This window comes from Gordonia sp. NPDC003376 (assembly GCF_053589235.1).
Genome location: NZ_JBSFRM010000011.1, coordinates 176,638 through 188,956, shown reverse-complemented (window position 1 = coordinate 188,956; position 12,319 = coordinate 176,638). Strand labels below are relative to the sequence as shown.

The following is a 12,319-nucleotide window of genomic DNA, read 5'->3' as shown; positions in this document are numbered from 1 at the left end:
GACCGGCCCGGTCGGATCGTCGTCGAAACGACAATCGATGAGTGCGTCGAGAATGGTGTCCAGCTCCCCCTGCATGTGTTCTATTGTAGCGAACGTGTAGGCGAAGAGCGGTCGAATTGTCAAGTCGATCAGTATTTGTGGATAACGTGTGAGTGTTGTCCACTGTGGGGGTTGGGGTTCACCTGTGGGGTTGTTGGGGACATCGTTGGCTGCGGAGATTTCGACTCGGGTCCTCGCTTCGCTCGGTCCCGGCTCAATCAGCAAGAGACTGTTGGTGGTTGAGCCGATGAGGAGCGGAGCGACGAGGCGTGTCGAAACCTCTGTCGGCCGAGTTCGTCAACGTGACCACTTCGCAGGTGGTTACGCACCCGACGTAGGCTGGGGAGATTTCGACTCGGGTCCTCGCTTCGCTCGGTCCCGGCTCAATCACCGTTCGGGACTATCCCACTCAATCGGCAAGAGGCGGTTGGTGGTTGAGCCGATGAGGAGCGTAGCGACGAGGCGTGTCGAAACCTCTGTCGGCCGAGCTCGCCGGCGTGACCACCTCGGAGGTGGTTACCACCCAGTGCTGGCTCCGGAGATTTCGACACGGGTCCTCGCGATGCTCGGTCCCGGCTCAATCAGCAAGAGGCTGTTGGTGGTTGAGCCGATGAGGAGCGGAGCGACGAGGCGTGTCGAAACCTCTGTCGGCCGAGTTCGTCAACGTGAGCACCTCTGACGTGGTTACCGCCCGAGCGCGGGCTGCGGGGATTTCGACTCGGGTCCTCGCGATGCTCGGTCCCGGCTCAATCATCGTTCGGGGGTCCTCGCTTCGCTCGGTCCCGGCTCAATCATCGTTCGGGAGTCCTCGATCAATCAGCAACGGGCGGTTGGTGGTTGAGCGGATGAGGAGCGTAGCGACGAGGCGTGTCGAAACCTCTGTCGGCCGAGTTCGTCACCGTGACCACTCTGGAGGTGGTTACGCATCCGACGTTGGCTGGGGAGATTTCGACTCGGGTCCTCGTTTCGCTCGGTCCCGGCTCAATCACCAACGGACACGCGGGTCCTCGCTTCGCTCGGTCCCGGCTCAATCACCAACGGACACGCGGGTCCTCGCGATGCTCGGTCACGGCTCAAATCACCGGCGGGAATCTGGTGGTTGAGTCACGTCGGGCTGTGGCAGGCTCCCGCGGAGCGTTCGATGGCCGGTCTGCTCAACCAGCGGTGGCGCGGCGGGCGATGCTGGCGAAGGCCTGGCCGGCGAGGGAGAGTGCGCCGGGGTCGAAGACCAGGGCGAAGGTACGCGCGAAGCGGGGGTTGACCGGGCGGACGACGGCGCGGTCGGCCACCGCCTCGGCCACCCGACGTTCGGCGAGGGTACCGCCGATTCCGGCCATCACCATGGGGATTCGCTCCTCGCGGTGATCGGAGACCACGGCGAGGGGAAACCGCACCCCGGCCTCGCGGATGGCGCTCTCGATCTCCTCGGCCACCGATCCGCCGCGGGGCACGATGATCATCGGTATCCGGGGGAGGTCGGCGAGGTCCACCGGCCCCGGCGGCATGTCGGTCCCGGGCGGGCACACCAGCCAGAACTCCTGCTCGCCGAGCACGATGACGTCGAGATCGTCACCGACGGTCGGCAGATGGGTGATCACGAACTCGCAGCGTCCCTCCTCGAGTACGGACATGGCCTGCGACTCGTCTCGGAGCTCACCGAGTCGCACTGTGGCCGCAGGGTTCTCGGTGCGGAACGTGGTGATCAGGTCGGTGACCGCGCCGCCGCTGACGAACGGGGAGGCCAGAATGTCCACCCGGCCGGTCAGCTCGCCGCCCTCCGCCGACAACGCGTCGTCGACGGCGGCGATGTCGCGCATGATCTGGCGTGACGAGCCCACGAGGGCACGCCCGGCCGAACTCGGCACCATGCCGCGGCCGATCCGGTGGAACAGTGGCACCCCGAGTTCGCGTTCGAGTGCCCGAAGTGCCTGGGACACGGTGGGTTGGGTGACCCCCAGCGCGGCCGACGCGCCGCCGATGCCGCCGTGTTCGACGACGGCCAGGAAGTACTCGATCTGTCGGAGTTCCACGCCTCACCAGTCCCGACCGTCGAGGGCGGGCACGTCCGGGGCGCCGCAATGGGCACGGGCGACGGCGATGAAGGCGGCGGCCGCCGGTGACGGCTGACCCGACCGCGTGACCAGTACGTAGTCGCGGCGCAACGGTGGGTCGAGCCCGACGATCACCGCGTGTGGCAACGTCTCGGCGGCGATGGGGCGTGGCAGGATGGTGGCCCCGACACCGCGCGACACCAGCTCCCACGTGGCCGCCGGGTGGGCACAGTCGACGACCACATTACGCCCGTCATCGGCGACGAGATCGGCGATCATGGCAGCGGTCGGCTGATCGGAATGATCGACCACCAGCGGGATCGAACGGATCGCGGCACGAGGCAGGACCGTCGCGGAACGGTCGGGGAGCACTGTGGGATCGGCGGCGAGCACCACCTCCTGCGTGCCCAGGGGGATGGTGACGAAGGTGGCGGGGTCGGCGCCGGCGTCGATCAGTCCGAGTTCGGCCTCGCCGTGACGCAGTGCCGCGAGGATGCCGGTGGGACCGTCGGCGGAGATGACCCGGACGACGACGTGCTGGTACCGCGTGCGGAACGCCCGGACGATACCGACGAGGGGATCGATGGCGAGCGTGGAGTTGGTGACGATGTCGACTCGCCCGGAACGCAGTTCGCGGACGCGGGTGACCCGATCCTTGGCGCGGTCGACGTCGGCGAGGATGCGGCGGGCCGCGACCTCCAGACGACGGCCGGCGTCGGTCAGTTCGAGCCGGCGGCCGCTCCGATCGAAGAGGGTGACGCCGAGACGTTTCTCGAGGGTGCGGATGGCCTGCGACAGCGACGGTTGCGAGATGTAGAGGGCCTGCGCCGCCTTCGTGATGCCGCCGTGGTCGATGACCGCGACGAAGTAGGCGGTCAGATGCAGATCCACCCACTCATCCTAGAAAGACGGGGCGCCCGGTGCCAGCACCCGGCCCGATGTCAGAGCAGGGCACGCGGACCGTCGATCCGGCTGGGCGAGAACACCGATTGCGGTACTCTCGCCGCAGAACCGACAGCGGGCGCCATGACCGGACGATATCCGAACGCCGGCCCGCGACCGGCCGCCATCCGACGGTAGGCTGCCACCCCGGTGGTGGGTCGGCGGGTCAGTGTCGGATCGGACCGGACATCCACCTGGTAGAGGCCGAATCGTGAACTGTACGTACCCCATTCGTAGTTGTCGGTGATCGACCAGTGGTTGTGGCCGACGACGGGGAGTCCCTCGCCGCGGGCGCGTTGCAACCAGAACAAGGTGTCTTCGATGAAGTTGCCGCGCGTGTAACCGTCGGCGCGGGGACGGCCGTCGTCGGTGGGCATCCCGTTCTCGACGATGTAGATCGGTGTACCCGGGTATGCCTGTGCATAGTGGTGGCAGGCCTGATAGATGTCGTCGGGCTGCGGTCGGATCTTCGCGAAATCGGCGGTGGCCCCGTAGATCGCGGTGAGATTGCTCAGCGCGGCACCGTAGTAGAAGTCGATGCCGACGAAGTCGAGGGTGTCGCGGACCCGGTCGAAGAACATGGCGTCGACGGCCGGGGTGACCGCGGGCAGGAAGGCCTCGTTGGCTCCGACCCGGGATGCCGGATCGGCCCGATGTGCGGCGCGGTGGGCGACGCGATGTGCCTGCGCCACCCGATCGAGGAAGCGCGACAGGTCGGAAGCCGTCACCGCGCCGATCTCCATCTCGTGACCGAAGAACACGACCGGTTCGTTGATGGTGATCCACATGGTGTCGGCTCCGGCGTAGCGCGCGGTGATCATCTCGACGTGCCGTGTCCAGTCGCCGAGGGTGCGGGCGCCGAGGAAGCCTCCCCGGTCGACCACCCATCCCGGATACACGTAGTGCAGCAACGTGATCATCGGGCACATGCCCAGCGACCGGATGGTCGCCACCACGTCGTCGTAGAAGGCGAGTGCCACGGGATCGACGTGGCCGCGGCGTGGCTCCACCCGGGCCCACTCGATCCCGAAGCGGAAGGTGTTGAGGCCCATGTCTTTCGCGAGCAGGATGTCCTCGCGGTAGCGGTGCCGGAAGTCGACGGCGTTGCCGACCGGGTCGACGCTGCCCGACGCGGCGGCACGATCGGTGTAGCGCTTCCAGTTGGAGTCCGGGTTGTGTCCCTCCGCCTGGAACCCGGAGTTGGCGACGCCGAGGCAGAAGCGGTCGGTCCAGCCGGGAACCGTTGGTGGTGTGACGAATCCGGCCGGAGCGGCGGTGGCTCGTCCGGAACCCTGTGCACCCAGTGCCCCGGTACCGAGCACACCCGCACCGAGTGTGGCGCCGCCCACCGCGCGGAGCAGGTCGCGGCGGGTGACGTCGCGGTTCATCGACCCGTCCGGTTCGGTACGCGGTTCTCGGCGACGGCGGGGGTGGCGGAACTCAACGGGACTCCTCGTGCGGGTGAACGTCGGGAGGATCAGGCCGGGGTGGTGACCGACCACCGGACCGGGTCGGCCTCGGAGCTCGGTTCGGTGGCGGTGAGCACACCGCGGGCGGCCAGCACCAGCATGTGTGCGTGGGTCTCACGCAACGCCATGTGCGACAACGGCACCGACAGCTCGGCGAACGGGCGCGACCAGGTCACCGAGCGGGTGACGTCCCACGCGGTGATCTCGGGGTCGGCGGCGACGGCGGCGGTGATCTCGTCGAGCCGCTCCTCGTGATGGGTCAGCAGGTCGCCGACCCGGGTGGCCAGTCCGCGGAAGCGGTATTCATGGGAGGGCAGCGCCTCGTGGTCGGGGAGCTGCTCGGTGTTGGCCAGCGAGATCAGGTAGTCGGCCAGGGGACTCTCGGCCTGGAACGGATTGGTCGACACATTGGGACTGATCCGCGGCAGCAGGTGGTCGCCGGTGAAGATCACCCCGGCGGTGTCGTCGATGAAACACAGGTGGCCGGCGGTGTGCCCGGGCGTCCACACCGCGCGCAGATCCCAGCCGGGCACGCCGATCGGGTCGCCGTCGGCGAGTTCGACGTCCATGGTCCGTCCCTTGGGGAGCCGGGTGAACTGGTTCAGCCCGATGTCGACGGTGTTGTCGGTGACGCCCAGCTGCAGCAGTTCGGCCTGCCCCTGGGCGAGCTGGCGGCGGACCTCCTCGTCGGTGTGGAATCGCAGGTGCCGGGCATCGTTACGGTGCATCCCGAGGACGGGATCGGCGTGCTCGAGCAACCGCGGCACCATCCCGAAGTGGTCGGGATGCAGGTGGGTGATGACCACCTTCTGCACATCCGAGACGTCGTGCCCGGTGGTGTGGATGCCGTCGACCAGCATCTGCCAGCCCTCGTCGGAGTCCCAGCCGGTGTCGATCAGGGCCAGCGTCCCGTCGGCGGCGGCCAGCGCGTAGACGAGGATGTAGCGCAACGGGTTCTGACCCATCGAGACCGGGATCGACCACAGTCCGGGGCGGACCTCCTCGACCGGTGGAATCTCCTTGCGCGCCCATGCCTCGCGCTGGGCATGGCCGGTGATCTCGATGGTGACGCTCATCTCAGCATCTGAACACGGAAATCCGCTGTGCGCAAAGACTGGTCGATTCACAGACCGTGAGTCAGCTCCTATGAGGCCATGTCCGCGAGCCGTGCGGCCACGCCCGCGGGGCGCGTTGACACCGCTGCGCCGCACCGGCCAAGGTGCAGTGGTGACCGATGCCTCACCCGACGCCGCACCCGCTGACGAACTGCCGCTGAGCGGGCTGACGGTGGTGGCCCTCGAGCAGGCGGTGGCCGCGCCGCTGGCCACCCGTCACCTCGCCGATCTGGGGGCGCGGGTGATCAAGATCGAGCGGGAGGTCGAGGGTGACTTCGCCCGGCACTACGATGCCGCGGTGGGTGGTCTGGCCTCACACTTCGTCTGGCTCAACCGGGGCAAGGAGTCGTTCACCGTCGACCTCAAGACCCCTCGCGGCCTGGATCTGGTGCGGCGGCTGATCGCCCGGGCCGACATTTTCCTGCAGAACCTCGCGCCGGGCGCCGCCGACCGGCTGGGTCTCGACGCCGAGTCGTTGCGTGCCGACCATCCCGGGCTGATCGTGGTCAACATGAGCGGCTACGGCACCGACGGCCCGATGCGTGACCGTAAGGCCTACGACATGCTCGTGCAGGCCGAGACCGGACTGATCTCGGTGACCGGCTCCGCCGACACGATGGCCAAGACGGGGATTCCCACCGCCGACATCGCGGCCGGGATGTACGCACTGACCTCGGTGCTGTCGGCGCTGGTGAGGAGGGGGGTCTCGGGTCGTGGCGCCCGGATCGACGTGTCCATGTTCGACGCGGTGGTCGAGTGGATGGGGCACCCGATGTACATCCGGATGCACGGTGGCCGGCAGATCCCGCGGTGCGGGCTGGGGCATGCAGCAATCGTCCCCTACGACGGCTATCCCACCGCCGACGGCGAGATCCTGATCGGGGTGCAGAACGATCGCGGTTGGCGCACGCTGGTCACCGACGTCCTCGGTGCGCCCGGCCTGGCCGACGACCCGCGCTATGCCACCAACATCGAGCGCGTGGCGCGACGGGCCGAGGTCGACCGACTGGTGGCCGATCACACCCGCACGTTCACCACCGCCGACCTCGACGCCAGGCTGGCTGCCGCAGGCGTGCCGGCCGCGCAGATCCGTGACGTGGGCGGCGTCGTCGACCACCCGCAGCTGGCCGCGCGCGACCGCTGGCGCACCGTCGACACCGAGATCGGTCCGATCCGGGCCGTCCTGCCGCCGATGACCTTCGACGACGTCGAGCTGCGAATGGGTGCGGTACCCGCGCTCGGCGAACACACCGCGGCGATCCTCACGGAGTTGGGCGAGACGGGCTAGGCGGGCGAACGACGCGAATCCCACACCGACAGCAGCTCGGCGAGGATGTCCGCGGAGCTGCCCAGTGTGCTGAGGTGGCTCTCGCCGGGGAGCTCGAACAGCTTCGCGTCGGGCAGCAACGACACCATGTGGCGGCCGTGCTCGAACGGGATGATGTGGTCGTGGTCACCATGCCACCAGCGCACCGGGGTGGTGACGTCGCCGACCCGGAATCCCCAGTCCCGGGCGAAGACGAGGATGTCGGTGAACGGTGCCTCCATCCGGCGCCGGCCGCCGTGTAGCAGGTCGTCGAGGAACATCGCCCGGAACTCCGGGCGGGCGAGCAGTTCGCGGTCGGCGCGCGGGGAGAACCGGCCGTAGAGCCGGATCGCGGGGTCGGCGACGGGACGCGCGACGGACAGGAACGAGCTGATCAGCTGCCCGAGCGGGGCGCCGGCGACCCGGACGAGGGGCGCGGCGAGGCTGCCGTAGGTCATCGCCCCGCCCGCGATCGCGTCGGGCCCGACGGTCGGCGCCACCCCGCCGAGGATGCCGACGTCGACCACCCGTGACGGGAACGCATACGCGGTGGCCAGGGCATAGGGCCCGCCGCCGGACAGGCCGACCACGGAGAACTCGTCGATCCCGAGGGCCTCGAGCACCGGTGCGAGGTCGGCCGGGAAATCGACGACGCGTTCGTACCGGTGTGCCGTCGAGCTGCCGACGCCGGGCCGGTCCAGGCCGATCAACCGGATGTGGTTGTCGGCGGCGAACTCGCGCGCCTCGGTCGGCACCTGGCGACGCGCGCCGGGTGTGCCGTGCAACCAGATCACCGCGCGGCCGGTGGCCGATCCGAACTCGGCGAAGCCGATTCGACGGCGCCCTCCGTCGACCCCCACCGAACCCTCGATCTTCGGACGATCGATCCCCTTCATGTGATCAGCATCTCATGTCGTACCGGCCGGTCGACTCGACAGGTCGGGGGCGGATCGTCGCGGTCCGGTCGCATCCGCGTCGATTCGCGTAACGTCGTAAGAGTGAGTTCAACTGCCAAAGACCGGATTTCTCGGGCCCTGCGCGTCGACGGTCTCTATGCCGACGTCCGCGATCTTCCCGCAGGTCGGATGGTGGAACTGCCCGGTCGGGGGACGACCTTCGTCACCGACTCCGGTCCTGCGGACGCACCGGCGATCTTCTTGCAGCACTCGGTGCTGACCACCGGACTGCTGTGCTGGTACCCGGTGATCCCCGAACTCAACCAGCGCTATCGCGTCGTCACACTCGATCACCGCTGGCATGGCCGCGGTATCCGCTCGGATCATTTCGATCTGCGTGATTGTGCCGACGACGCGGTGGCCCTCGCCGACCTGCTCGGCATCGACCGCTTCGTGACCGCAGGCTTCTCGATGGGTGGTGGCATCTCGCAGCTGGTGTGGAAGCGTCATCGTGAACGTGTGGGCGGTCTGGTCCTGTGTTCCACCGGGCCGTACTTCAGCACCAACGACCCCGAACTGCGGGAGCAGGCGAACCGCACCGGCCGCTTCCTCAAGCCGGTGTACAAGGTGATCCCCCGGCCGTCGGACGCGAGCCTCGACAAGCCGTCGTCGACGACGCTGGCGTGGGGGATCAAACAGTTCATGTCCACGCCGCTCTCGCACACCGGCGACTTCGGGGAAGGATTGGGACGCTTCGATTCCCGGCCATGGCTGGGCGAGATCGACGTGCCGACGTCGGTGGTGGTGTCCACCCGCGACCGCGTCGTGGACCCGGATCGTCAGCAGTTGCTGGTCGACGGCATCGCCGGGGCGCAGCGGTTCGACGTCGACGGCGGACACGCGTGCTGCGTGATCGGTGCGGACAAGTTCGTGCCGCCGTTCCTCGAGGCCGTCGACGCGGTGGTGCGTGCGGCCGATCTGGCGTCCCCGCCTCGTCTCATCGTGCCCTGATCATCCGGCGGTCGCGGGGTCACCCACGACGACCACCCGGTTCGATCCCCCCGGTCGGGACGTCGCTGCCGGCCGCCGCGTTCGCCTGGTGCGCTGCGGCATCCATCGCCGCGACGATGCCCTCGGCGCTGCGGGCGGCGGCCTGGCAGACCCGGGTGGTGAACGAGTCGTTCATCGGATGCCCGGCGCGCCCCCGCCATCGCTGTACGGCGGCGATGGCGGCAGGCCGGCCCGACGTCATCGTCTCGAACGGGTCGAGGCCGAGCCGGTCGTCGGCCGAGGTCCCGTAGCCGCCGATCAGCCGGGTCGCGTCGACGATCTCGCCGTCGGAGAGGGTGGTCCGCCGCGAGCGCAACATGCCGAGCAGCCGGACCTCCTCGAAACCGTGGACGTCACCCAGCATGCGGCGTACCTCGTCGGCGAGTGGCCGGGTGGCCGGCGTCGGGTACCGGGCGAAGATCCGGGTGAGCTCGACCAGCGCCGAATGCACCTTCAGCTGTTCGGCGCGCTGGCCGAACTGCACGTCGACGATCTGCTGGAGTTCGATCAACCCGCTGCGCGCGAGCAACTCCTCGGCGAGCGAGTTCGCGTCGTCCACCCCGCCCTGGACGAGCGCGATGCCGATCCGGATGCCGAACAGGCCGAATCGCCGGATCAGATGCGTGCGGGCCTCCGCGTCGAGGGGCAGCGTCGATTCCGCCCGCGTGAAGCGGTCGGCCGAGAGCATCGCCAGTTGGAGGTCCTCGGCCGGTGCCGTCGCCAGCGCCGACAACGCCCGGAACTCCCGCTGACGCATGGTGCGTGCGGTGAGCGCGAGCAGTCCCGCGACCGGCACCACGGCCTGACACAACCCCGACGCGGAGAGGTCGGCGGCCGATTTCGCGGCGACCTCCCGCGCCGAGAGCATGGCGTCGATCCGGCCGACGCCGATCTCGTCGGCCCGGGAGATCACCCCGATCACACCCAGGGGCGCACCGCTGCCGCCGACCTGCCGGCTCAGCTCGGAGAGCATCGACACGTCCGACGCCGTGGTCGAACGCATCAGATAGACCACCGCGTCGGCGCCGGATACACCGTCCTCGGGCGCCAGCAGGCGCATGGTGCGAGCAGACACATCGGAGTTGAGCGAGGCGGTGCCGGGGGTGTCGATGATCGTTCGGCGGGCCAGTTCGGTTGTCGGCCAAGAGACTTCGAGCCTGTCTATGGCGGCGGCGTCGAGGGTGTCGAGATCGAAGTCGAGGTGACCGTCGACGCGGGCTATGGGCACCGGCGCGCTGAGACCGTTCATGTGGTGCGCACGGACGGTCGGGGTGGGGCCATGATGAAACCAGGTGACGATCTTGGTGCACTCGGTGGCATCGGTGGGCGCGAGCTCCTCTCCGATCAATGCGTTGAGCAGCGTCGACTTCCCGGCCTTGAGCGCACCCGCCAGCGCGATGCGCAGCGGCTCGCCCAATCGGCGGGCGCAGCGGTCGATGTGGTCGAGTGCGTCCTCGGGCGCGCGGGAGGTCTCCCGGTAGGTCTGGGTGGCCGCGGTCATCAAGATCCGCAGGCGGTCAGACGTGCTCACGATCGCCTCCGCCCGCCCAGGTCGAGATCTGTCCCAGGAATGCGAGGTCGGCCTCGATCGCCTTGGCCCTGGTCTCGCGTTCGGAGACCTGGGTGCGTGCGGCCTCCTCGATCGCCTTGATCGATTCGGTGAGCGACCGGGTGGTCTGCTCGGCGATCTCCCGGAAGTGGTCGCGCAGCACCCGCTGGATGGTGCGCAGCCGATAGCGCGATTCCCGGCCCACCTCGAACAGGACGTCGTCGACGAAGCGGCGTATCGCGCCCTTGGCCTCGGCGCGCCGCCGGGTGAGCCGTGCCTCGGAGTCCTCCTTGTAGGACTTGCGGCCGAGCATCACGCCCGCGGCCACCGAGAACGGGTTGATCATCGTCATCCCGACCAGTGTCGACATCATGCCGAACATCATCATGCCGCCGTAGGAACCGCGGAGACCGGTGACGAGCTTGTGCACCATGCCGGACGGGGCCTGCTCCAGATCGGACAATCCGTCGACCGGTGCGATCTCGTGGCCGACGGCCGCCAGGTCGAGTCGGGGAATTGCGACATCGCCTGTGTCGGCGAAGGATTCGGCGACGCGCTCGGCCAGTTCCAGGGACTGCTCGTGGGTCCAGATGAAGTTGTCGCCGACCGCCTCGGCCACTTCGTTCTGCAGGTTCTCGCCGAGCTCTCCCCAGATCTTGGCGGGGTCGGTCGCGTCGATCCTCGCCTCGTAGTCCTTGAGCAGCCGGCGCGTCCGGTTGCGCAGGTCGTAGTCGGAATCGGCGGAGAGATCGGCGATCCCGTCCGAGAGCACCTGCTGCCACATGGCAGTCCGCGCGGTCAGCTCCTTGGCCTCGGTGCGAGCGCGATCGAGCTCGGCGACGAGTCCGGCCTTCACCCCGGGATCCTTGAGTGCGGTCAGTTCGGGACGCATACTCAGTGCGAGATGTTCACAGGTGGAACGGATCTCGCCCTTGACGAACTTCTGCATCGCGTTACCGGCCTCGGTGAGCACCTTGCCGCCGAGGAAGTCGAGGACGCCGGGGAACCCGGACTCGGCGTTCAGATCGGTGTCGTTGAGGCGGATTGCGTGCGATCGCAACACCGAGGACACCGGATGCGGTTCGAGTGTGGACCCGATCCGGCGCAGATGGCCGACATCGGCCGCGACCACCTCGCGCCACATCGGGTAGAGATCGGTCTTGGTGGCCACCAGCAGGGCGTTCTCGCAGAGTTCGGTGGCCTGCCGGATGAAGGCCATCTCCGGCGCCGTGTACTCCTGGCTCACATCGGAGGCGACGATGATCGCGGTGGACGCGCTCAGCAGCCCGAGCGTGGCCGCGGCGTGCGGGGAACCGACCCCGCCCGACCCCGGGGTGTCCACCAGGACCAGGCCACGCTGGAGCAGTGGGCTGGGGATGTCGACCTCGACCCGCAGCACCTTGGCGCCGCCCGCCTCCGGAGCCCGTGACAGGTCGCGGGAGATGTCGTCCATGGTCAGCGGGATCACGCGGCCGGTCCCGGTGGTGCTCCCGTTCTCGTCGGTGTCGGCCACGACCAGCCGGGCGGCGGGCTGCTCGCCGTGGCCGATGACGGTGATGGTGGAGGTGGTCTCGGCGTCGCCGACGCGGCACACCGGGACGTTGAGTAGTGAGTTGATCAGGTGGCTCTTGCCCTGTTTGAGCTGACCCACCACCACCACCCGAGCTCGTGGATCGGTGATCCGATCGCGGGTGGCGGCCATACGGGCGGTGAGGTCCTCGCGGCCGGCGGTGTCCGCCATGCCGGTGAGGCGGTCGACGATCTTGACGACTTTCGCGGTGTTGGCGTCCATGTCGGTCCCGGTGGTCGAAGTGGATGGGGGTGGTGGGGCAGTGGGGGGTGACGGGCCCGTCTCCGGCGGCCGGGCCCGGGTGGGGCGTGGCCGCCGGAGACCGGTGGCCG

General features: G+C 68.7%; 9 protein-coding genes. 2 read left to right on the top strand and 7 right to left on the bottom strand.

Annotated features, from left to right (window positions below; genetic code table 11):
• Positions 1-1,193: 1,193 nt before the first annotated feature.
• The 4 genes from ACWDUA_RS13905 to ACWDUA_RS13890 form a co-directional block, all read right to left on the bottom strand.
• Positions 1,194-2,069: a LysR family transcriptional regulator gene (locus tag ACWDUA_RS13905; RefSeq protein ID WP_449751578.1), complete on the bottom strand. Its 876-nt coding sequence runs from the start codon at positions 2,067-2,069 to the stop codon at positions 1,194-1,196.
• Positions 2,070-2,072: 3 nt separating this feature from the next.
• Positions 2,073-2,981 carry a LysR family transcriptional regulator gene (locus ACWDUA_RS13900; protein WP_449751577.1) on the bottom strand — a complete coding sequence of 303 codons (909 nt, stop codon included), beginning with the start codon at positions 2,979-2,981 and terminating at the stop codon, positions 2,073-2,075.
• 50 nt (positions 2,982-3,031) lie between these two features.
• The gene (locus ACWDUA_RS13895) at positions 3,032-4,420 is read right to left on the bottom strand and encodes a family 1 glycosylhydrolase (RefSeq protein WP_449751576.1); all 1,389 of its coding nucleotides are present in this window, start codon (positions 4,418-4,420) and stop codon (positions 3,032-3,034) included.
• A gap of 89 nt (positions 4,421-4,509) precedes the next feature.
• A complete protein-coding gene (locus ACWDUA_RS13890) occupies positions 4,510-5,577 on the bottom strand; it encodes an MBL fold metallo-hydrolase (protein WP_449751575.1) in 1,068 nt (355 codons plus the stop codon).
• Between the two features lie 148 nt (positions 5,578-5,725).
• Here ACWDUA_RS13890 and ACWDUA_RS13885 point away from each other — a divergent pair, with 148 nt between their 5' ends.
• On the top strand, positions 5,726-6,904 hold the full coding sequence (locus ACWDUA_RS13885; protein ID WP_449751574.1) for a CaiB/BaiF CoA transferase family protein: 1,179 nt from the start codon (positions 5,726-5,728) through the stop codon (positions 6,902-6,904).
• On the opposite strand, the gene ACWDUA_RS13880 is transcribed toward ACWDUA_RS13885, so the two are convergent.
• On the bottom strand, positions 6,901-7,818 hold the full coding sequence (locus tag ACWDUA_RS13880; RefSeq protein WP_449751573.1) for an alpha/beta fold hydrolase: 918 nt from the start codon (positions 7,816-7,818) through the stop codon (positions 6,901-6,903). The two genes, ACWDUA_RS13885 and ACWDUA_RS13880, sit on opposite strands and share 4 nt — an antisense overlap.
• A gap of 189 nt (positions 7,819-8,007) precedes the next feature.
• On the opposite strand from ACWDUA_RS13880, the gene ACWDUA_RS13875 reads away from it, so the two are divergent.
• Complete coding sequence (locus ACWDUA_RS13875; protein ID WP_449751595.1) at positions 8,008-8,829, top strand: alpha/beta fold hydrolase; 822 nt, start codon at positions 8,008-8,010, stop codon at positions 8,827-8,829.
• A gap of 19 nt (positions 8,830-8,848) precedes the next feature.
• Here the strand turns inward: ACWDUA_RS13875 and ACWDUA_RS13870 are convergent, their stop codons facing one another.
• Both ACWDUA_RS13870 and ACWDUA_RS13865 read right to left on the bottom strand, forming a co-directional pair.
• On the bottom strand, positions 8,849-10,369 hold the full coding sequence (locus ACWDUA_RS13870) for a dynamin family protein (protein ID WP_449751594.1): 1,521 nt from the start codon (positions 10,367-10,369) through the stop codon (positions 8,849-8,851).
• A gap of 16 nt (positions 10,370-10,385) precedes the next feature.
• Positions 10,386-12,209, bottom strand: a complete 1,824-nt coding sequence (locus tag ACWDUA_RS13865) for a dynamin family protein (protein ID WP_449751572.1) — start codon at positions 12,207-12,209, stop codon at positions 10,386-10,388.
• Between the last annotated feature and the right edge of the window lie 110 nt (positions 12,210-12,319).

Excerpts from the sequence above, each read along its gene's own strand:
- ACWDUA_RS13890 (WP_449751575.1), bottom strand. The coding sequence starts at position 5,577 with ATGAGCGTCACCATCGAGATCACCGGCCATGCCCAGCGCGAGGCATGG.
- ACWDUA_RS13880 (WP_449751573.1), bottom strand. The coding sequence starts at position 7,818 with ATGAAGGGGATCGATCGTCCGAAGATCGAGGGTTCGGTGGGGGTCGAC.
- ACWDUA_RS13895 (WP_449751576.1), bottom strand. The coding sequence starts at position 4,420 with ATGAACCGCGACGTCACCCGCCGCGACCTGCTCCGCGCGGTGGGCGGC.
- ACWDUA_RS13875 (WP_449751595.1), top strand. The coding sequence starts at position 8,008 with ATGGTGGAACTGCCCGGTCGGGGGACGACCTTCGTCACCGACTCCGGT.
- ACWDUA_RS13865 (WP_449751572.1), bottom strand. The coding sequence starts at position 12,209 with ATGGACGCCAACACCGCGAAAGTCGTCAAGATCGTCGACCGCCTCACC.
- ACWDUA_RS13870 (WP_449751594.1), bottom strand. The coding sequence starts at position 10,369 with ATGACCGCGGCCACCCAGACCTACCGGGAGACCTCCCGCGCGCCCGAG.